At 70.2% G+C, this 19,601-nt stretch carries 19 protein-coding genes; 7 read left to right on the forward strand and 12 right to left on the reverse strand.

All coding sequences use genetic code 11. The annotated features are described in order from the left end of the window. Positions 1-21: 21 nt before the first annotated feature. From ACIGXO_RS27040 to ACIGXO_RS27060, 5 genes are read right to left on the reverse strand one after another with little or no spacing between them, the layout of a single operon-like run. A complete protein-coding gene (locus tag ACIGXO_RS27040) occupies positions 22-612 on the reverse strand; it encodes a malonic semialdehyde reductase (protein ID WP_399792169.1) in 591 nt (196 codons plus the stop codon). A gap of 5 nt (positions 613-617) precedes the next feature. Further along, positions 618-1,550 (reverse strand): prephenate dehydratase, encoded by a 933-nt coding sequence (pheA, locus tag ACIGXO_RS27045; RefSeq protein WP_399791897.1) that lies wholly within the window; start codon positions 1,548-1,550, stop codon positions 618-620. A 44-nt stretch (positions 1,551-1,594) separates the two neighbouring features. Beyond that, complete coding sequence (locus ACIGXO_RS27050; RefSeq protein ID WP_399791899.1) at positions 1,595-2,065, reverse strand: nuclear transport factor 2 family protein; 471 nt, start codon at positions 2,063-2,065, stop codon at positions 1,595-1,597. Continuing rightward, positions 2,062-3,015 (reverse strand): NAD-dependent epimerase/dehydratase family protein, encoded by a 954-nt coding sequence (locus tag ACIGXO_RS27055; protein ID WP_399791901.1) that lies wholly within the window; start codon positions 3,013-3,015, stop codon positions 2,062-2,064. Before ACIGXO_RS27055 ends, ACIGXO_RS27050 begins: the two co-directional genes overlap by 4 nt. Before the next feature lie 11 nt (positions 3,016-3,026). After that, complete coding sequence (locus ACIGXO_RS27060) at positions 3,027-5,882, reverse strand: AMP-binding protein (RefSeq protein WP_399791903.1); 2,856 nt, start codon at positions 5,880-5,882, stop codon at positions 3,027-3,029. Positions 5,883-6,167: 285 nt separating this feature from the next. On the opposite strand from ACIGXO_RS27060, the gene ACIGXO_RS27065 reads away from it, so the two are divergent. Further along, positions 6,168-6,560, forward strand: a complete 393-nt coding sequence (locus tag ACIGXO_RS27065; protein WP_399791905.1) for a hypothetical protein — start codon at positions 6,168-6,170, stop codon at positions 6,558-6,560. A gap of 533 nt (positions 6,561-7,093) precedes the next feature. Here the strand turns inward: ACIGXO_RS27065 and ACIGXO_RS27070 are convergent. From ACIGXO_RS27070 to argG, 5 genes are all read right to left on the reverse strand, one after another. Next, positions 7,094-8,680, reverse strand: coding sequence for an amidase (locus tag ACIGXO_RS27070; RefSeq protein WP_399791907.1), 1,587 nt, complete (start codon positions 8,678-8,680; stop codon positions 7,094-7,096). Then, the gene (locus tag ACIGXO_RS27075; RefSeq protein ID WP_399791909.1) at positions 8,677-9,897 is read right to left on the reverse strand and encodes an MAB_1171c family putative transporter; all 1,221 of its coding nucleotides are present in this window, start codon (positions 9,895-9,897) and stop codon (positions 8,677-8,679) included. The genes ACIGXO_RS27070 and ACIGXO_RS27075 overlap by 4 nt, the downstream gene beginning before the upstream one ends. A gap of 24 nt (positions 9,898-9,921) precedes the next feature. Further along, positions 9,922-10,458, reverse strand: a complete 537-nt coding sequence (locus tag ACIGXO_RS27080) for a hypothetical protein (RefSeq protein WP_399791911.1) — start codon at positions 10,456-10,458, stop codon at positions 9,922-9,924. A gap of 35 nt (positions 10,459-10,493) precedes the next feature. Further along, complete coding sequence (locus ACIGXO_RS27085) at positions 10,494-10,985, reverse strand: hypothetical protein (RefSeq protein WP_399791913.1); 492 nt, start codon at positions 10,983-10,985, stop codon at positions 10,494-10,496. 174 nt (positions 10,986-11,159) lie between these two features. Then, on the reverse strand, positions 11,160-12,611 hold the full coding sequence (gene argG, locus ACIGXO_RS27090; protein WP_399791915.1) for an argininosuccinate synthase: 1,452 nt from the start codon (positions 12,609-12,611) through the stop codon (positions 11,160-11,162). Between the two features lie 180 nt (positions 12,612-12,791). Here argG and ACIGXO_RS27095 point away from each other — a divergent pair, with 180 nt between their 5' ends. After that, positions 12,792-13,703, forward strand: a complete 912-nt coding sequence (locus ACIGXO_RS27095) for a hypothetical protein (RefSeq protein WP_399791917.1) — start codon at positions 12,792-12,794, stop codon at positions 13,701-13,703. A 225-nt stretch (positions 13,704-13,928) separates the two neighbouring features. Continuing rightward, positions 13,929-14,108 carry a substrate-binding domain-containing protein gene (locus ACIGXO_RS27100; protein ID WP_399791919.1) on the forward strand — a complete coding sequence of 60 codons (180 nt, stop codon included), beginning with the start codon at positions 13,929-13,931 and terminating at the stop codon, positions 14,106-14,108. A gap of 13 nt (positions 14,109-14,121) precedes the next feature. Here the strand turns inward: ACIGXO_RS27100 and ACIGXO_RS27105 are convergent, their stop codons facing one another. Continuing rightward, the gene (locus ACIGXO_RS27105; protein ID WP_399791922.1) at positions 14,122-15,066 is read right to left on the reverse strand and encodes a DMT family transporter; all 945 of its coding nucleotides are present in this window, start codon (positions 15,064-15,066) and stop codon (positions 14,122-14,124) included. Between the two features lie 72 nt (positions 15,067-15,138). Between ACIGXO_RS27105 and ACIGXO_RS27110 the strand changes: the two genes are divergently transcribed. The 4 genes from ACIGXO_RS27110 to ACIGXO_RS27125 all read left to right on the forward strand — a co-directional run bounded on the left by ACIGXO_RS27110 (position 15,139) and on the right by ACIGXO_RS27125 (position 18,953). After that, on the forward strand, positions 15,139-15,747 hold the full coding sequence (locus tag ACIGXO_RS27110; RefSeq protein ID WP_399791924.1) for a TetR/AcrR family transcriptional regulator: 609 nt from the start codon (positions 15,139-15,141) through the stop codon (positions 15,745-15,747). 130 nt (positions 15,748-15,877) lie between these two features. Further along, the gene (locus tag ACIGXO_RS27115) at positions 15,878-16,405 is read left to right on the forward strand and encodes a pyridoxamine 5'-phosphate oxidase family protein (protein ID WP_399791926.1); all 528 of its coding nucleotides are present in this window, start codon (positions 15,878-15,880) and stop codon (positions 16,403-16,405) included. Then, positions 16,402-17,418 carry an ROK family protein gene (locus tag ACIGXO_RS27120; RefSeq protein ID WP_399791928.1) on the forward strand — a complete coding sequence of 339 codons (1,017 nt, stop codon included), beginning with the start codon at positions 16,402-16,404 and terminating at the stop codon, positions 17,416-17,418. Before ACIGXO_RS27115 ends, ACIGXO_RS27120 begins: the two co-directional genes overlap by 4 nt. Before the next feature lie 218 nt (positions 17,419-17,636). After that, the gene (locus ACIGXO_RS27125; protein ID WP_399791930.1) at positions 17,637-18,953 is read left to right on the forward strand and encodes an alpha/beta fold hydrolase; all 1,317 of its coding nucleotides are present in this window, start codon (positions 17,637-17,639) and stop codon (positions 18,951-18,953) included. 61 nt (positions 18,954-19,014) lie between these two features. Here the strand turns inward: ACIGXO_RS27125 and ACIGXO_RS27130 are convergent, their stop codons facing one another. Beyond that, a complete protein-coding gene (locus ACIGXO_RS27130; RefSeq protein ID WP_399791932.1) occupies positions 19,015-19,536 on the reverse strand; it encodes a lamin tail domain-containing protein in 522 nt (173 codons plus the stop codon). Positions 19,537-19,601: the final 65 nt, after the last annotated feature.

Below are 19,601 nucleotides of genomic sequence, written 5' to 3' on the forward strand. Positions count from 1 at the left end.
CGTTCGGCGCAGCGACCGTTGTTAGACGCTCCTGAATACCTCGTCGTACGTCAGGCGAGGGGCGCGGGGGCGGAAGGCTTCCGGGCCCGGGCGGCCGACGTTCGCGACGACGAGGGCGCGGTGCTGGCCGTCGGGGAAGAATTCCTCGGTGACGGCCTTGGCGTCGAAGCCCGCCATGGGGCCCACGGCGAGGCCGGCAGCGCGTACTCCCACGATGAAATAGGCGATCTGCAGGGATGCGTTGACCACGGCCGTGTCGTGCCGCATGGTCTCGTCGGCGAACAGGTCGCGGGCGTTCGGTACGTGCGGTGCGACCTTGGACAGCGTCTCGTGGAAATCGAGGTCGGCGGCGAGGACGACGACGAGCGGCGCTTGGCGCACCTTGGGCTGGTTGCCGGGCGCCATCCGCTCGACGAGGCGTGCGCGTGCCTCGTCGCTGCGGACCAGGACGGCGCGCAGTGGCTGGCTGTTGAGCGAGGTCGGGGCGTTCTTGATGAGCTCGTGAATGGCGGCGACCTGCTCGTCGGTCACCGGTTCGTCGGTGAATGCGTGGGCGGTATGAGCCTCCTTGAAGAGGAGGTTCTGGGCGTCAGTGGCGAGGGGGGAAAGCAAGGAATTCACAGTGTTTCACCTCGTGGAGTCAGAGAACCAGTAAGAGAATCAGTAAGAGAACTTTTGGGTGTGGCGGTGGCTCGGGGGTAGCTGCCGAGGAAGACGGTCCGGGAATTGCGGCGGCGGAGGGATGTGACGACCGAGCTGACGGGGGGCTCGTCTATATGGCCCTCGCATTCGAGGAGGAAGGAGTAGCCGCCGAAGCCGGTGCCGCTGGGTCGGGACAGTACCGAGGTCAGCGGCACGGAAGTGCGGACGAACTCGTGCAGTACGTCGTGGAGGTCGCTGACCTTGCCCGCCAGCGGTACGACCATGGTGCTGCGGTCCGCACCCGTCGGCGGCGCGAACCGCTTATTGGGGCGGGCCACCTTCACGAATCGGGTGACCGCGTCCGGGCGGGCCCCGATGTCCTGAGCGATGACTTCGAGTCCGTATTTCCGGAGTGTGTTCGGCGAGGCGATGGCGGCGGTGTCGAGCGTCCGTGGACTTCCCGTAGTTTCGGCATTTCCCGGATTTCCCGGACTTCCCACTTCGCGGGCGGCCTGGGCGGTCGAGGAGGAGGGGAGGAAATCGGCGTGCGGGAGGTGGGTGTCGATCCAGGTGCGGCACTGGGCGTGGGCGTGAGGGTGCGTCAGTATCCGGTGTACCGAGGAGAGTGTGCCGCCCGGTGGTACGGCGAGCGCGAATTGGACGGGCAGCAGTGTCTCGCCGGTGATGCACAGGTCTCCGCCTTGTGCGAGCGCGTCCACGGAGGCGGTGACGGCGCCCTCGACGGAGTTCTCCCAGGGCACGACCGCGGCGTCCGCCGCCCCGCTGCGGACGGCGTCGAGTGCCTGGCGGACGCCCGGGTACGGTACGGCCTCGCCGGGCCGGACCTGGAGGCCGGCGAGCGCGGCTTCGGTGAACGAACCGGACGGGCCCAGATAGGCGGTGGGCATCGGGACGGAGCCTCCTTGGTGCGTGCACCCTGAATCGACGCAGCTCAGGCGCCGACGTCGGGCCGCGGCGTACGGATCGAATCCGGGTCGATCAGGCGCAGCATTTCGACGGTGTCGAAGCAGTCCTCGAAGTGCACGGCCAGGCCGTCCGCACCGAGCGTCCAGGAGTGGACGAAACGCAGGGTCGCCGTCTGGCCGTCGCGTGAGGTGACCTCCCGCTCCCCGAGCACCATCACCCGGTCGCCATCGACCAGGAACTCGTGCGGGTCGAGGACCATCCCGCCCAGCACACCGGGTACACGGGCGAGGAACTCCCGCATGCCGTCGTGCCCGTACTTGGGTCCGCCGAGGCCCACCTCCCGCATGCCGTCGGGGTGCACCCAGACGATGCCGGGAGCGAAGTACGACAGGATGGCGTCGATGTCACGGCGGTGGAATGCGTCGTAGGCGGCCCGGATGCGCTTCTCCACCTCGCTTGCCGCGGGTATCCGGTTCTCCGCGCCGGTGGCGTTCACGCGGAGACCTCCGCCGGGTCTGCCGGTTCCTTCAGGGGGATGTCCGGGAAGTGCGCTTCCAGCGTGCGGCGGATGCCGTCGTGCCATTCGACGGTGCAGTCGCCGATCAGCGACCGCCGCTTGGTGCTGTCGAAGGCGTACGTCTCGCGGGTGACGGCGCTCTTCTCGAACTTCGCTTCAACACCGGTGAGTTCGGACATGTACGTAGCGCAGTCGGTCATGCCGACCGGCTCGTCACCGCCCCAGTTGACGACGGTCGCGGGTGTGCTCGCGATGGACCACAGCAGGGGTACCTGGTGCACGAGGTCGTCGGTGTGGATCAGTGATGCCCAGTTCTGGCCTTCGAGCGGTACCGGGATGGGCTCGCCGGCCAGCATCTTCTTGAAGTACATGACGGGCACGCCGCCGTAGGAGGCCGGTCCGTACGAGATGTTGAGGCGCGCGATGGTCGTCGGGACACCGAGCGTGCGGGCGTACGCGCGGGCCGTGCCCTCCGCCGCGATCTTGCAGACGGGGTACGTCGGCAGCCAGTCGGCCACGCCGTCCAGCGGGTCGGTCTCCTTGTACTGGTGGTCCAGCGTCTGGCGCTTGTAGAAGGCGCCGGTCGACACGTGCAGGAACGCCTCCGCATTCCGGCAGTGCGACATCAGGCGCCCCACCGCGACGGAGTTGACCTCGATGGCGGTGTCGAAGTCGCCGTCGTACCCCCGGTGCACCGCGGAGTGCATGACGTGGGTGAAGTCGTCGGGCAGCGAGTCGAGGGTGTCCTCGCCCATGTCCCAGCGGTAGGTCGTGATGCCCTGGGCGCGCAGCTCGTCCTCGACGCCCGGCGCGGAGAACCGGCCGAGGCACCAGACCTCGTTGTCGGCGGCGAGGGCCTCGGCGACCGGGCGGGCCGCCTGGCCGGTACCACCGGTGATCAGAATCTTCTTTCCGTGGGTCAAAGCCATGTCCTCTGTGCTCACTTGCCGTTCAGGGACTGGTCGAGCTCAGCCCGCAGGATGGTCTGGAAGGTCGCGACGTGCTTGGGGCCCATGAGCGTGTAGTGCTCGCCGGGCACGTCGAGGTAGTGGTTCTCCTCGCGGGTGTAGTCGTCCCAGCGCCGCAGCTCGTTGTTGAGCCAGTCCTCCTTGGTGCCGCGCAGCGGGATCGCGTAGAAGACGCTCATCCTCCGCACGTCGCCGGACGGGTGGTACGTGCGGCCGAGCCCGGTCAGGCCGTCGGCGAGATCCGCCCAGGCCGTGAACCGCGGGAGGTCGAGGTCCAGTTCGGCCAGCCGCTCCGGCGGCGCGATCTCGATCAGGTGCTTGAGCTGCTCCTCCTTGCTGAGCGGGCGCAGCTGCGCGGGCAGCTCGGCGGCCTGCTGCTTGGAGACCAGCTCCAGGAACATCGCCAGGTTGACCGCGGTCTCGATGTAGTCCAGCTCGTCCATGCGGTACTTGATGTGGGGCGGGAGGTTGAAGCTGCCGAGAAAGTCGACCCGCTCGCCCTCGGCCTCCAGGATCTTGGCGATCTCGAAGGCCACCGCCGAGCCGAAGGAGTAGCCGGCCAGCGCGTACGGGCCGTGCGGCTGCTTCTCGCGGATGGCGGCCGCGTACGTGCGGGCCATCTCGTCGAAGGACTCGAAGGGCTTCTCGCCGGGGTTGAAGCCGCGCGCCCGCAGCGCGTAGAAGGGGCGCTCCTGGACGAAGTACTTGGCCAGGTTGACGAAGACGAGCACCTCGCCGACGCCCGGGTGGACGCAGAACAGCGGTGTTTTGTCCCCGCTGGTCTGCAGCGGGACGATCGGGTCGTACGCGGCCGGGCCGGCGTTCTCGCGCGCCGAGAGCCGTTTGGCCAGCTCACGGACGCTCGGCGCGGTGAGGATGGCGAGGACCGGCAGGTCCACGGCGCCGAGCCGGCTGCCCACCAGCCGCTTCATGCGCAGGATGTCCAGCGAGGTGCCGCCCAGGTCGAAGAAGCTCGCCGTGGCGCTGACCGTCCCGGGCGCCATGTCGAACAGTTCCGCGTAGATCTCCGCCAGGGCCTGCTCGGTCTCGCCCTCGGGGGCGGTGTATCCGCCGAGCTGGCGGGTGACCATATCGTCGACGGTCGACTGTTGTACGGCGTAGTCGCCGGCCTCCAGGCGCTTGCGCATGAGGGAGCGCTGGATCTTGCCGAGGCTGGTCTTGGGGAAGGCGTCGGCGGGCAGTGGCAGCAGAAGTGCCGGGCGGAAGCCCCAGGCCATCACGACACTGTTGCGCACGGCGATCAGCAGCCGCTGCAGGCCGGCCTCGTCGGCCGGGTCGAGGGTGGTCGCGAAGGCCACCACCAGCTGTTCCGTGTCGCTGCCCGCGGGGCGGGTCGGGAAGGCCGCGACGTACGACTTCCGTATCCCGTCGAGGTCCTCCAGCAGCGCTTCCAGCTCGTGGCTGAAGTAGTTCACGCCGTTGACGATGATGCTGTCCTTGCTGCGCCCGACGAGGGTGAGCCTGCCGTCGACGAGGCGCCCCAGGTCGCCGGTGCGGAACCAGCCGTCGGCGGTGAACGCGTCCTTGGTGGCCTGCGCGTTGTTGAAGTACCCGGCGGTGATCATCGGCCCGTTCAGCTGGACCTCGCCGACCTCGCCGTCGGCCGGCACCCGGTCCCCGCCGTCCTCGGCGACCCGGATGGTCAGGCCCGTCACCGGGCGGCCGACCGCCGCGAACTCCGCGTCGCGGTCCGCGTCGGGGAACTCGCGGTTGTAGATGCTCCCGGCGCAGGTCTCCGTCATGCCGAACGCCGGCCACAGCACGCCGCGGCCGAGTCCGTACGGGGCGAGGTTGTCCAGGAAGGTCACGCCGGTGCTCACCGGGTTCGCCTCGCCGCCGGAGACGATGTGCCGCAGGCTGGACAGGTCCAGGGGCAGCCCGTCGGGCAGCTGCTCCAGCGCCTGGTTGATCAGGCCGAGCAGGAAGTTGGGCGTGAAGGTCATCGTCACGCGGTGCGCGTCGATGAGCCGGAGGAAGCGCAGCGGGTCGCCGAGGATCGTGTCCGGGGTGGTCTGCAGTTGGTTCGCGCCGACCGACAGCGGCAGCAGATGCGCCTCCAGCACGGCCGCGACGTGATCGTACGAGATCCAGTTGAGCGTGATGTCCGCCGAGGTCAGGCCCTGTGTGCCGGCCTTGGCCGCCATGGACGCCAGCAGGTTGGCGTGGGTGAGCATCACGGCCTTGGAATTGCCGGTGGACCCGGAGGTCAGGACCAGCAGGGCGACGTCAGCGGGCCGAGCGGCGGTGACCGGGACGTCCTCGGGGGCGATGTCGCCCGCGGCGGCAGCGAGGTCCTTGAGGACCGTCACCTCCAGCCCGGCGACCACGGGCATCTCGTCGCGCAGCCGCGCCGTTGTGACCAGCAGCGGGCCGTCGAGCAGGGCGTTGACATGGGCGAGCTGGGCGCTCCACCGCTCCTGGTCGTTACGGAGGGGGACCAGGGGGCAGGCGGTCATGCCGCCGAGCAGACAGGCCCAGAAGGCGGGCAGGAAGTCGTCCGGCCGCTCCAGCAGCAGCGCGACCTTACGGCCGGCCCCCGCGCCACGTGCACGCAGTCCCGCCAGGATCAGGCGGGCCTCGTCCAGCAGCTCGGGGTACGGCTGGAGCCGGCTCTCCGCCGGGTCGTCCGTCAGGCAGTACCGCAGTCCGTGGTCCGGGTGCTGCTCGGCCGCCCGAAGCAGCAGGTCAGCGAGGTGAGTGGGCTCGTCCTCGTTCTGGGGCCGGGGGGCCGGCGAGAAGGCGGTGGGTGCGGGTCCGGGTACGGATTCCTGAGCGGGTTCCTGGGGGGATTCCTGAATTGTCGTCATCGTCCCTCTCCTGAGAGCAGGCATTGACGGCCGCACAACCGTGAATTGCGGTAGCCGGTACCGGAATCAGACGCTCCTCCGATTGCCCGTTCATGTCCCGTGAGTCACTCAGCCGTTAAATCAGCCTGAGTCCGAGAGGGTTTTGACGGTGAGTCATCGTTCTTTGCTTGGCAACCGGAGGGAAACCACGCCCGGTTGGCGCCGTGGTGAAGTTCTTCTCGTAACCCAAGGGCGTCAGGCCGTGCTTCGGCCAATTGCCGCCACGCTGCGAAGAAGGGGTAATTCATGAGTGTTTACCGCCGCGAGAACCGAGTGAGCAGGAATTCTGCCGCCGTATCGGGCGTGGCCGGACGCGGGCGATGGGTGCGCTACGCCGGGACGCTGGTGGCCGCGGTGGCGGTCATGGGCATCGGCGGGGCCGGTACGGCCTCGGCGGCCACGATGACGACCGCGCACGCGGGCCACTCGACGGCCCCCGCGGCCTCTCTCACCAGCCCCGTGGGCGAATCCGCCGACGCGCTGTGGAAGCACGTCGAGATGTACCACCTGAGCGACCCGTCGTGGGAGCTGACCAGCATGCTCACCGACCCGACCGGAAATATGAAGGTGCACGGGCAGATGCTGGACGACACGCTCTCCCCGATCGTCGGGGCGGCCACTGGGGCCCTTGGCGGCTGATTAATTCTCCGAACGCGGGAGGGCGCGTAGGGCGCGGAGGGTACGGAGGACGCGGAGGATGCGGATTCCTGAATTCGGGGGACCCGATTCCGGGGATCCCGAATTCCAAGGGTCCCGAATTCCAGGGGTCCCGAATTCCGGGGGCCTGAGTTCCGGGGGGCCTGAATCCCGGAACTTGTGGCACACAGGCAACAGCTCGCACCGCCGCCGAGCAGGCGCCGGCCACCGAGCAGGCGCCGGCCGCCGACCAGCCCCCGTCCGACACCCCGGCCCCCGGCTGGCCCAAGTCCCCTCCGCACCGCTAAGCTGATCATTGGTCCGGATGCCGCATCCCCCGTCGGTATCCGGGCCACTTTCCGTGCCGCAGCCGTACCAGTACCGATACCTGTACCTCTGTACCTGTATCCGTACGCGTACGAGGTCCGCGGCAGCACAGAGGGCCCCAGGTCGAAGAACCTGGGGCCCTCTGTCGTACGGGCTCGTCCTGCCCCACCCCCGTGGAGGCGGGACGAGCCCGGGTCAGTGGGGCTCGCTCACGCGGTGAACGCGGGCGGGCGTACCGGCTCGGGCAGCAGCCGGGCGAGGTGCTTGGCCACGTCGAGGACCGTGCGGTCGGCCAGGTAGGGGCCGATGATCTGGAGGGCCAGCGGCAGGCCGTCGGCGGTCCTGCCGGCGGGGATGACGGCGGCGGGGAGCTTGACGTGGCCGGCCAGGTTCAGCCATGCCGTCTGGTCGAAGTACGGCCGCTTCTCGCCGTCGACGGTGATGGACCGGCCGGGGACCGGGGTGTCGGACTGGTCGTCGACGGCCGCGGTCGGGGCGGCGGGCGTGATCAGCACGTCGTGGTCGGCGAAGTACTCGGCCCAGCGGCCGCGCAGCTTCTCGCGCTCCTCGTTGGCGAGCAGCCAGTCCCGGTGCCGCATGGTCCGCGACTGCAGGAAGAGGGCGCCCGGGGCGTCGGCTTCGGTGTTGTCGGCGGCCTCGATGTCGGCGGCGAAGCCCTCGTCGGTGGCGGTCGCGCTCGCCGTCGCGTACATCAGGCGCTGGAACAGCTTGTCGCTGTCGGCGAGGTCGACGGGGCGCGCCGAGTCGTCGACCGTGGCGCCGGCGGACCGTACGAGCTCGGCGACCTGCGCCAGGAGTTCGCGGGATTCCTCGTCGACGTGGCAGTACGGGTCGTCCTGCCAGAGGCCGACCCGGTAGTCGGCGAGGCGCTTGTGCCGCGGTGCCGGGAGGTCGATCTTCCAAGCGGCCGCGTCGGCCGGGGCCGGTGCGGCGAGCACGTCCAGGAGGACGTCGAGGTCCTCGGGCGTGCGGGCGATCGGGCCGACGGTGATCATGTCGGAGCTGGTGAGCCAGCCGGGCGGGCGCGGGATGTGGCCGCGGGTCGGCACGATGCCGAAGCTGGGGCGCAGTGCATACACACCGCAGTATGCAGCCGGCAGTCGGAGGGATCCGGCGAGGTCCGAGCCGACTTCGAGGCTGCTGAGCCCGGCGGCGACGGCGGCGGCCGGGCCGCCGGAGGAGCCGCCCGCGGTCTTGGTGTCGTCGTGGGGGTTCTTCGTCGTGCCGAAGAGGGGGTTGGAGGTCTGGATGTCCTGGCACATCGTCGGGACGTTGGTCTTGCCGACGATGAGGGCGCCGGCCGCGCGGAGGCGGGCGACGGCGTCGGCGTCCTCGGCCGGGACGTGGTCGGCGAGGTCCGGGGAGCCGGAGGTGGTGCGCAGCCCGCGCGTCTCCAGGGCGTCCTTCACGGTGAGGGGCAGACCGTGCAGCGGGCCGAGCGGCTTGCCGGTCTCGGCGAGGTGGCGGTCCGCTTCGTCGGCGGCGGCGCGGGCGGCGTCGGCGTCGAGGGTGACGACCGCGTTGAGGTCGTCGGTCTCGGCGATGTGCTGGAGGTACTGCTCCAGCAGGGCACGGCTGGTGATCTTACGCTCGCGCAGCGCGGCGAGCTGTTCGCGGGCGGGGGCCAAGTGCAGGGCCTCGCCGGTGAATTGGGGCGTCTTGGGGGTCGTGGGGGGCTGCACGGCGGCGCGTGCGCGGGCCGCGGCGGGTGACGCCATGGCGGCCGCCGCGGCGATGGCCGTGGAGGCGATGAGGAGGGTGCGTCGGAGAATCACGAACGGGCTCCAGATGTGGTGCTGTGAGAGGTGGCGGCGTGGGGGCTCTCGGACGGAGGGGTGAAGTACGCGGCGACGCGCTGAAGGTGCCTCAGCTCGTCTTCGGTGGTGGCGAGGGGCAGCTCCGCGTCGGCGTACTCGGCGGGGGTCCCGACGGGGTCGTTGGCGCGGTGCCGGAGCAGAGCGGCGCGGATCTGGTCGGCGGTGACGGCCGCGGCGAGGGCGGCGCCGGTGAGTCCCTCGGTACGGCGCCGGGCCTCGGACTCCTCCCGCGCGGCCGGGTCGAGGTAGCGGCGCAGCAGCTTCTGGCCCTGGCGGATCTCGACGCGGCGGCGCAGCAGGGGGAAGTGGGCGCTGCGGCCGCGCAGCAGGTCGTCGCGGTGCGGGGCCGGGCGGCGCAGGGTGATGCCGGGGTCCGCCTGGTCCAGCGCGGCCCAGAGGTGGCGCAGCTGCCGGTAGCGGAGGTGTGCGGTCGTCCAGTCGCGGGCCGCGGCGGTCCGGCGGGCCAGGGTGGGGAGGAAGTAGCCGATCTGGGTGGCGGTGGCGCCGATGTCACCGCAGGCCCAGGCGAACGGGTCGAGCTGCTCGACACCGAACCCGGCCACGGCCCCGACGACCGCGCCGATCCGGATGGTGCTGTAGCCGAGGGTGATGATCGCGCCGACCGTGATGAGCCGCAGGCCCCAGGTGATCGAGGGGTTGGTCGCGGTGCGGGCGTACTTCCAGCAGGAGCGCGCGAGGTAGAGCTCGGCGACGGTGTACGTCCCGAAGTACAGCAGCACGTACGCCTGGTAGTACGGGTCGTGCGCGTAGTACGTCGCGAAGTCGGCGGGGCGCGTCGTCGCCGGGGTGAGCAGGACGAACAGTACGGCCATGCCGGCGATGACCGCGGCGGCCGCGATGAGGAGGAGGCGGCTGCGGCGGCGGGCTTCCGCCGCCGGCTTCGACCAGTAGGCGAGGACGGTGGCCTGGAGCGCGAAGACGAGGGTCACGCAGCTCTGGGCGAGCGGTACGGAGATGTTGGTGACGCCGAGGACGGCGTCGATGCGCACCCACACCCAGGTGAGGGAGACGGCGTAACTGATCGCCGAGAAGCCGTACGTGAAGGCCAGCGCGACCAGGGCACGGTCGCGGCGGCTCTTGGCGAGGTCGCGCAGCAGGAAGAGGAATCCGCTGCCGGCGATCGCCAGACACAGGGGGTGGAGTATGTCTTTCACGGGGCTTTCACGAGGCCAATTCGGTCAGCGCAGCAGCGTACGGGCGATGGGGTCGGAGTCCCGGCGGGCGCGGGGCGCACGGGAGGCGCTCACGTGCTCCTGCAGGAGGGAACCGAGCATTTCGGCTTCGAACTCCTCGGGTTCGTTGTAGCGGGTCCGGCCCAGGACGAGCTGGACCGTGCTGGGGTCGATGCCGTTGATCAGGCCGCCGAGGCTGTTCTGGTCGAGCGGTGCCTTGCCGCGGTGGCGCCTGAGCATGTGGGCGAATTCGTGGCCGACGATGATCTCGGCGTGTGCGCGGCTGATGCCGGTGTCGTAGAAGACGTAGTCCGTGGTTTTTGTGGCGAGCCACATGCCGCAGGGGGCTGAGGCGTCCAGGGAGTCCGCGTCGGCCGGGTCCGGGGTGAACGGCATGAGGCGGATCGACCGGCCGAACCGATTCTCCATGAACGGCACCAGGTCGAGGACGCTGTCCACGGGCGGCAGGTCCAGCTCCGCGACGAATTCCCGGCTGCGACGCTCGACTTCGTCGGCCTCGCGGTCACGACGGCTGCGCCACATGCGGCTTCCTCTCAAGATCGACCCCCTGGGGCGCGTCACGGCGAGCCCCTCTCGGGGTCGGCGGGCAGCCCTTCCATCTCCCGCACCGCGTCGATCGCCTCCAGGACCTTGCGCTGGCTCGTGTCGGACAGGCCCATCGCGCGGAGGGCGATCTCCCGTACGCCGGCCTCGCTGAGCTTCCGCAGCAGCTCGAACTGGTCCGCGACCTTCCGCGTGATCTCGTCCTCGACGAAGTAGCCGGCCTCCACGCCGAAGAACCGCGCGAGGAGCGGCAGGAGGGTGATGGTCGGCGTCCGTTCACCCTTGCGCAGCATGCCGATGTAGGCGCCGGTGCAGCTGTCGTCGCCGTACGACGAGATCGTCCGTGCCACGTGCGCGTTGCTGAACTCCTTCGTCCCCGGCGCGCGCACCCGGTCGAAGAGGAAGTTCAGTCGCTCGGCGAACGTAGCGCCCGGGCCCGGAACGGGTACCGACGCGGGTACTGCGGGGTGCTCCCCCGGCGTCCCGGCGTCTGCACTGTCGTCCATTGCGGCCACGGCTGCTTCCTCTCGATTCCGCCTAAACTATAGTTGACGCCATTGCGTGACCGGAAGCCCGGGTTCTGTGAGGAGCGCGACGCGCACGGCGATGAGCGGACGCAAACGCCGGCGGGCCCCGGCGAATGTCTTCGCCGGGGCCCGCGGTACGACCAGTGACCGATGTCAGTCCGTGCCGGACTCCATCGCGGCGCGGTCCAGCGCCTCGTCCTCGGCCGAGACCTCGCCGCGCGAGGCGATCGCCTGGGCGCCGCCCTGGTCCATGGCGCCGATCAGACCGGTCGAGGCCGCCTGCGCGGCGCCGATCGGCGTCGGGTGGACGCTGCTGCCGACCAGGCCCAGACCCGCGTACTGCTCGAGGCGCGCACGGGAGTCGGCGATGTCCAGGTTCCGCATGGTGAGCTGGCCGATGCGGTCCACCGGGCCGAACGCCGAGTCCTCGGTGCGCTCCATGGAGAGCTTGTCCGGGTGGTAGCTGAACGCCGGGCCCGTGGTGTCGAGGATCGAGTAGTCCTCGCCGCGCCGCAGCCGCAGCGTCACCTCGCCGGTGACGGCCGCGCCGACCCAGCGCTGCAGCGACTCGCGGATCATCAGCGCCTGCGGGTCCAGCCAGCGGCCCTCGTACATGAGCCGGCCGAGCCGCCGGCCCTCGTTGTGGTACGCGGCCAGCGTGTCCTCGTTGTGGATCGCGTTGACCAGGCGCTCGTAGGCGATGTGCAGCAGCGCCATGCCCGGCGCCTCGTAGATGCCGCGGCTCTTGGCCTCGATGATCCGGTTCTCGATCTGGTCGGACATGCCCAGACCGTGCCGGCCGCCGATCGCGTTGGCCTCCATGACGAGGTCGACCGGGGAGGCGAACTCCTTGCCGTTGATCGTGACCGGGCGTCCCTGGTCGAAGCCGACCGTGACGTCCTCGGTGTCGATCTCGACCGACGGGTCCCAGAACCGCACGCCCATGATCGGGTCGACGGTCTCGATGCCGGTGTCGAGGTGCTCCAGGGTCTTCGCCTCATGCGTGGCACCCCAGATGTTGGCGTCCGTGGAGTACGCCTTCTCGGTCGAGTCCCGGTACGGCAGCCCGTGCGCGAGCAGCCACTCCGACATCTCCTTGCGGCCGCCGAGCTCCGTGACGAAGTCCGCGTCCAGCCAGGGCTTGTAGATCCGCAGGTGCGGGTTGGCGAGCAGCCCGTAGCGGTAGAACCGCTCGATGTCGTTGCCCTTGAACGTGGAGCCGTCGCCCCAGATCTGCACGCCGTCCTCGAGCATGGCCCGCACCAGCAGGGTGCCGGTCACGGCACGCCCCAGCGGCGTGGTGTTGAAGTACGGGCGGCCGCCCGACCGGATGTGGAACGCACCGCACGCGAGCGCGGCCAGCCCTTCCTCGACCAGCGCGGCACGGCAGTCGACGAGCCGGGTGAGCTCGGCGCCGTACGCGGTGGCACGGCCGGGCACGGACGCGATGTCGGGCTCGTCGTACTGACCGATGTCGGCGGTGTACGTGCACGGGACGGCACCCTTGTCGCGCATCCAGGCGACGGCGACCGAGGTGTCGAGTCCGCCGGAGAAGGCAATGCCGACGCGCTCGCCGGTGGGCAGGGAGGTGAGGACCTTGGACATGGCAAGAGTATGCAATACCCCGCATGCTCATGCAAGGCGGGTCGCGGCGATGGCTTCCCCGGCCCATGTCGCGGCGGTCGGGCGATACCCCGTACGGGCCTCTCGCCTGCGTGGCTGGCGGCGCCCCGGCCGCAAAAGTGGTGCGCTCTGTGCGGGGGATCACACCACGACAGGAGAGTCATGCGTACCGCACTGCAGAGACACGGGGCGAGGGCGGCCACCGCCGCCTTCGCCTTCGCCCTGGCCTTCGCCGTCACCCCGCTCGGCGGCGTGGCCACCGCCGACGCCACGCGCAACGGCGACGACGCCCGCAAGCCCGTCGAGGTGTCCATCGGCGCCTCCGGCATCCACGCACCGCACAGCGCGCAGGCCGGTCTGGTCAGCTTCCACGTCACGACCGACGACTCGAAGGGCCGCCTTCTCCAGGTGCTCCGGCCGCACCACGGCGTCTCGGTGCACAAGCTGCTCGCCGACCTGGCCAAGGCCGTCGGTGACGACCCCGCCGCCGCTGCCAAGGGCATCTCAGCGGCTCATGACGAGGCGGAAGCGCTCGGCGGGGCCCAGGTCACCCCGTCCGTGCCGGAAACCTTCACCACTCCGATCACCGCGGGCACCGTCACCCTCCTGGACTTCACCGCCTTCCTCAAGGACCCGGCCCACCCGGTCACCCGCACCCTGGAACTGCACGGCGGATCGTCGTCCAAGGGACGCGCGGACTTCCCCGACTCCCTCGTGACCACGAAGGAGACCAAGGCCGGTCCCCGCTTCGAGGTGCACGGTCTGCGCAGGGCCGAGGACAACATCCTCGTTCACAACGCGTCGGACGAGATTCACGAGATGCAGCTCCAGCCCGTGGCGCCGGGCACCACGGACGCGCAGATCCAGAAGGCGTTCAGCGGTACCTCGGCAGGCGCGCCGCCCTTCACCGGCCCGGCCAACGGCCTGGGCGCCATCTCCCCCGGCCGCACCGCTCTCCTGAGTACCCATCACCTCCCCCCGGGTACCTACGCGCTGCTCTGCTTCGTCCCGGACGACGAGACCGGGCACCCGCACGTCGCCGAGGGCATGCACAAGGTCGTGGTGCTGAAGTGAGGCATGCCGGCCGGCTCCACGGCTGACCTGCACTGACCTGCTCCTTACGAGCAGCAACGGCCTGTGAGGCCCGGGCTCCCACTCGCAGGAGCCCGGGCCGTCGCCGCGCGCCCGCCTCCTGCTCGAGGAGAAGCGCCTGCCCACCGTCCTCGTGGCGGCCAACGACCGTTGTGCGCTGGGGGTGTTGGACGTCTTCGCGCGCGAGGGCGTCGTCGTGCCGGCGCGGTGTCCGTCGCGGGATACGACGACAGCCCGCTCGCCCGCCTCGCGCACGTGGACCTCACCACGGTGAGCCAGGAGGCCCAGGAACAGGCCCGGCACGCGGTGGCGGCCGCGATGGAACGACTGGACGGCGGCCGTACCGAGCCCCGCCAGGTCGTCCTCCCCCGCCCAGCCTCGCCCTGACGTGCGCAAGGCATCACACGTCGCACTTAACGGACCTGGAGGCCCCGGTCCCGACCGTGTCCGCGTCGTCCCGCGCGCACACTCGGGCCGATGACGTGTCACCGCGATGGACAAGCACCACTGCCGCGAGGCCGACAGCCAGTCCAAGGGCGGTCTGCGGGCCGAATGCCTCACCGAACATGACGGCTCCCCAGACCGCCGTGACCGGAGCCATGAGGAACATCAGCGTATTGACCTTGGTGACTCCGGAGCGCTTCAGGATGAGCCAGTACAGCCCGTACCCGCCGAAGGTGGACAGGGCGACGAGCCAGGTGATCGCGACCCAGAACGAGGACTCGGCGGGCGGCTTCGCGGCTCCGGTGCTCACGGCGAGCACCGTGAAGATGACGGTACTGGTGACGCAGTGGACGGTCATCGATACCGTCGGCGCGACCCGCATGCGGGCGCGGCTTTCCAGAAACGTGGCCGCGACCAGCGAGAACATCCCGAGGAACGGGATGAGATAGGCCCACCAGGCCACGCCGGCGCGCGCCGCGGCATCGGCCATGGTGACGATGACGACGCCGCACACCCCCAGGCACAGGCCAAGCCACTGCTTGCGCGAGACGTACTGACGCAGCAATGGGCCGGCGAGCGCTCCGGCGACCAGGGGCTGGACGCCGTCGATCAGGGCCGTGGTGCCGCTGGAGACCCCGAGTTGGATCGCGTAGTAGACGGTGAGCAGATAGCCGCTCTGCGACAGCACCCCGATCACGGCCTGCCTGGCCACGTCCCGTACCGCGAGGCCCCGCCACGACGTTCTGGCGGCGGTCGCGGCGACGACGATGAGGATGGCGGCCAGTGGCAGGAACCGCCACATCAGGATGGTGACCGCGGAAGCACTGCCCGCACCGAGCTTGGCCCCGATGAACCCGGAGCTCCAGCACAGCACGAAGGCGACCGAGAGCAGGAAGTTCACGCCGCACCCCTCCACTAAACAGATCGGTATACCTCTCTCCCGCCCACTATACAGATCGGTATACTCTTGGGCATGGGCGCTACGGAGAAACCGCGACGGATCACGATGACGCCTGCCGCGCTGCGTGTGCTGGAGGCCGCTTCGAGGTTGTTCTACGAGCGCGGGATCCATGCCGTCGGCGTGGATCTGATCGCCGCCGAGGCCGGGGTGACCAAGAAGACCCTCTACGACCGGTTCGGCTCCAAGGAGCAGATCGTCGTGGAGTATCTCGCGGACCGCGACGAGCGCTGGCGGGCCTTCCTCGACCAGTACTTGGCGGCTGCACCGCCAGAGCCATCGGCACGCGTCCTGGCCGTTTTCGACGCCTCGCACGCGTGGGCGTCGGAACACAGCTCCAAGGGGTGCAGCATGGTCAACGCCCACGCCGAGATCAGCGCTCCGGGCCATCCGGCCCACCCGGTCATCACCGGGCAGAAGCAGTGGATGCTCGACCTGTTCACCCGCCTCGCCGGGGACATCGTCCCCGGCCGGGCCGATCACCTGGCTCGGACGCTCATGCTGCTGCACGAAGGGGCGCTCGTCGCCCACGGCCTGAACATCTTCCCGGACCCCATCCTCCACGCCCGTGAACAGGCGCAAGCTCTCCTGCAATCACATCCAGAAGTCGGGGACATGGGCTGAGGAACTCTTGGCGGCACTCTCGGGCCTCTTTACACTGAGCGCACAGCAGATTCCGTATACGCAGATCCCGTATACACGTACACGTCCGACCGGGCAGCCACATCCCCCAGCGGGGCGACTGGAGGGCACCGTGTCCGTCTCGATCGAAGAACTCTGCGAGACCGCAGGCGAAATCCTTCGCACGACTCGTTATATGGCACTGGGCACCGCTTCGGCCGCAGGAGTCCCGATGGTGACTCCGCTGGCGCACGCCTGGGACGACCAGGATGCCTTTTACTGGATTTCCGGAATGGACGCCGTGCATTCGCTGAACATCGAGCACAATCCGGCGGTTTCGATCGTCGTATTCGACTCCAATCCCACCGACGGGGGCGGCCAGGGCCTCTACGCGAGCGGGCGGGCCGAGGTGCTGCACGGCGACGCCCTGGCCGAGGGCTGCGAGGTGTACTACTCACGCCGATATCCGGATCCGGCGGCACACGCGAAGCGGTACCAGCCGCCCGCGCGGTTCCGGGACGCCGCGCCCAACCGGCTGTACCGGGCGCGGATCGAGTCGTACTCGGTGCTGAACCCCGATGGTCATCCCGTGCACGGGGACGAGGTCAGCCACCGCGTCACCATTCCGTTCCGCACCGGGCGCCTCAGCGGGACCGCGTGAGCCGCCCACCCGGCGAGAGCGCCGTCCTCGGGCTCGACATCGGCGGTACGGCGATCAAGTCGGCCCTCGTCGCCCCGGACGGCAGAGCGCTGAGCACCGTCGCCCACCACCCCATCCGCGCCGCCGGGCGCGACCCGGAGGCGATCGTCGGCACGGTGCTCGACCGTGCCGCGGAGCTCCTCGGCACGGCGGCCGCGCAGGGTGTGGCGGTACGCGCCCTCGGCGTCGCGGCCTGCGGGGTGATCGACGAGTCGGCGGGCGTCGCCGTCTTCTCGGCCTCCTTCGGCTGGCGGGACGTGCCGCTGCGGAGGCTGCTGGCCGAGCGCACCGGCCTGCCCGTCGCGCTGGGACACGACGTACGGGCCGGCGGCGTGGCCGAGGCGCGGCTCGGCGCCGGCCGCGGGCACGAGGTGTTCCTCTTCGTGCCCGTCGGTACCGGAGTGGGGGCGGCGGTCATGCTCGGCGGGCGGCCGTTCACGGGCGGGCACTGGCGGGCCGGTGAGCTCGGGCATGTGGTGGTGCGGCCCGGGGGCGACCGGTGCGGCTGCGGCCAGCGCGGCTGTCTGAGCACGCTGGCGGGCGGACCCGCCCTCGTCAAGCGGTACCGGCGGCTGGCCGGACTGGACGGCGGCGCCCCGGCGGACGCCGTCACCGTGGTCCGGCTGGCCACCGAGGGAGACCGGATCGCGGCCCGAGTATGGGCGGATGCCGTGGCGGCACTGGCCGATTCGCTCGCCCTCGGCGTCACCCTCTTCGACCCGTCGGCCGTCCTCGTGGGCGGCGGACTCGCCCGCTCCGGCGACCTGCTGCTGCACCCCCTGCGCGAACAACTCGCCGAACGGCTGACGTTCCAGGTCATGCCGGAAGTGCTGCCCGCGGCTCTGGGAGACGAGGCCGGGTGTCTGGGAGCGGGACTGCTCGCCTGGGATTTGCTCGGCGACGGTACGGATACCGCTCTTACCGGGAAAACACTCCGCTCGGTCTCGAATGCACACGGGCTGCGAAAGACGTAATTCCCGCGCGATTCGCCAACGGCCCGGTACCGCCGCCCTCGCCCGCTTCCCCGCGGGCCGGGGCCTGGCACCTGGAGTACCCCGAGCTCGTGGGCATCCGCCGGGAGCTGGGCGTTGAGGGGGCCTGGCGCGCCTGATCCCATAGGTCTCCGGGGGCGTCCGCGCCGGGTGCCCCCGGAGGTGTACGCACCGCCCCCACCGAACCCGTTGGAGCGCCCATGACGACCCCGGCACCAAGCCCCGCCGCGCCGCTCTCCTACCGCCACAACGGCATGGTCTGCACCGACCACACCCTCGACGTACCGCTCGACCACGCACGTGCCGACGGCGGCCCGACGATCACTCTCTTCGCCCGCGAGGTCGTCGCCGCGGAACACGAACACCGCGAGCTGCCCCTCCTGCTGTGGCTGCAGGGCGGTCCCGGCGGGCACGCCGAGCGGCCCAACGCGGCGGGCGCCTGGCTGCGCCGCGCCCTCAAGGACTACCGCGTGGTGCTCATGGACCAGCGCGGCACGGGCCGTTCCACTCCCGCGGACCGCCGCACCCTCGCCGTGCACGCGGACGCCGCCGCGGCCGCCAAGTATCTCGGACACTTCCGCGCCGACGCGATCGTGCGCGATGCCGAACTGCTGCGCCGACGGCTGTGCGGCGACCGGCCCTGGACGGTCCTCGGCCAGAGCTTCGGCGGCTTCTGCGCGCTGACCTACCTGAGCCTCGCGCCGGAAGGGCTGGAGCGGGTGCTCATCACCGGCGGCCTGCCGACGCTCACCGGCCACGCGGACGACGTGTACCGCGCCGCGTACCGCCGCACGCTCGTCCACAACGCGCGTTACTTCGACCGCTACCCGGGCGACCAGCGGCTCGCCGAGGCGGTCGCCGCCCACCTGGCCGCCAACGATGTACGGATGCCGTCCGGCGAGCGGCTCAGCGTCCGCCGTTTCCAGACCATGGGCATCACCTTCGGTACGGCCTCCGGTTTCGACACCCTCCACTACCTGCTGGAATCCGCATTCGTCGACGGCGCCCGCGGCCCCGAGCTGTCGGACGCCTTCCTTCGCGGGGTCGACTCCGTCGTCTCCTTCGCCCCGCGCCCCCTCTTCGCCGTGCTCCACGAGCCGATCTACGCGCAGGGCGGCCGTGCCACCGACTGGTCGGCTCACCGGATTCGCAAGGAGTTCCCGGAGTTCGATGCCGAAGGCCCGGGTCCGCTCCGGTTCACCGGCGAGATGATCTACCCCTGGCAGTTCGAGGAGGACCCCGCCCTCGTACCGCTGCGCGAGACCGCGGACCTCCTCGCCCAGCGCACCGACTGGCCGGCCCTGTACGACCTGGACCGGCTCGCCGACAACCACGTCCCGGTCACCGCCGCCGTGTACTACGACGACCTGTTCGTCGACCGCGAGCAGTCCCTGGCCACCGCTGATCTGGTACGCGGCCTCCGCCCCTGGATCACCAACACCCACGCCCACGACGGCGTACGAGCGGACCCCGCGGTCCTCGGCCGGCTGCTGGACATGGCCGCCGGCCGGATCTGACGTACCTCGGCCCCGTCTCCCCGAGGGAGACGGGGCCGCGTGCGCCCGGATCAGCTTTCGGTCAGCTGTGGAAGCGGATGTAACCGTCGCGGTCGGAGTCCGAGCCGCTCTTGGTGTAGGCGTGCACGTCCGAGCGGCTGCCGGAGGGCTTGTACAGGTAGATCGTGTCGCGGTCGTTGTTCCACATGAAGTTGCAGTTGTCGCGGTAGACCACGTTGCGCGCATCGGAGTCGGTGCCGTAGCCGCCGCGGAGCTTCACGTAGTCACCGGGCTGGAGGTAGTGGCTGGCAGCGAACTTGAAGCGGTTGCCGGCGGCGTCCTTGACGACATAGCCCTTGAGGTTGATGGTCGCCGAGGCCGAGTAGTTCTTGATCGTCAGGTACTCCTCGTCGGTGTTGCCGTAGGAGCAGCTGTTGGAGTCCCGCCCGGGGGCGTCGTACTGGACTCCGCGGATCTTCAACGCCGAGTGGTACTCGGCGGCCTGGGCCGGGGCGGCGGCGAGCACGGCCAGCGCGCCGGCGGCGAGGGCGGTGGCCGCGGCGGTGGCTATGACAGGGCTCTTGCGCAAGGGAATTCCCCCCATTTTTCACGGTGTGATGGAGCGACAGGAGTTTATACGTGATGTGAAGGATGAGTGAAGAGTTGGTG

This window comes from Streptomyces sp. NPDC053542 (assembly GCF_044544685.1).
In the GTDB taxonomy this organism is placed as follows: domain Bacteria; phylum Actinomycetota; class Actinomycetes; order Streptomycetales; family Streptomycetaceae; genus Streptomyces.

Bases quoted from the DNA above. Each gene is read 5' to 3' on its own strand.
- pheA (WP_399791897.1), bottom strand. From the start codon at position 1,550: ATGCCCACCGCCTATCTGGGCCCGTCCGGTTCGTTCACCGAAGCCGCG.
- ACIGXO_RS27055 (WP_399791901.1), bottom strand. From the start codon at position 3,015: ATGGCTTTGACCCACGGAAAGAAGATTCTGATCACCGGTGGTACCGGC.
- ACIGXO_RS27060 (WP_399791903.1), bottom strand. From the start codon at position 5,882: ATGACGACAATTCAGGAATCCCCCCAGGAACCCGCTCAGGAATCCGTA.
- ACIGXO_RS27065 (WP_399791905.1), top strand. From the start codon at position 6,168: ATGAGTGTTTACCGCCGCGAGAACCGAGTGAGCAGGAATTCTGCCGCC.
- ACIGXO_RS27080 (WP_399791911.1), bottom strand. From the start codon at position 10,458: ATGTGGCGCAGCCGTCGTGACCGCGAGGCCGACGAAGTCGAGCGTCGC.
- ACIGXO_RS27085 (WP_399791913.1), bottom strand. From the start codon at position 10,985: ATGGACGACAGTGCAGACGCCGGGACGCCGGGGGAGCACCCCGCAGTA.
- argG (WP_399791915.1), bottom strand. From the start codon at position 12,611: ATGTCCAAGGTCCTCACCTCCCTGCCCACCGGCGAGCGCGTCGGCATT.
- ACIGXO_RS27095 (WP_399791917.1), top strand. From the start codon at position 12,792: ATGCGTACCGCACTGCAGAGACACGGGGCGAGGGCGGCCACCGCCGCC.
- ACIGXO_RS27110 (WP_399791924.1), top strand. From the start codon at position 15,139: ATGGGCGCTACGGAGAAACCGCGACGGATCACGATGACGCCTGCCGCG.
- ACIGXO_RS27125 (WP_399791930.1), top strand. From the start codon at position 17,637: ATGACGACCCCGGCACCAAGCCCCGCCGCGCCGCTCTCCTACCGCCAC.
- ACIGXO_RS27130 (WP_399791932.1), bottom strand. From the start codon at position 19,536: ATGGGGGGAATTCCCTTGCGCAAGAGCCCTGTCATAGCCACCGCCGCG.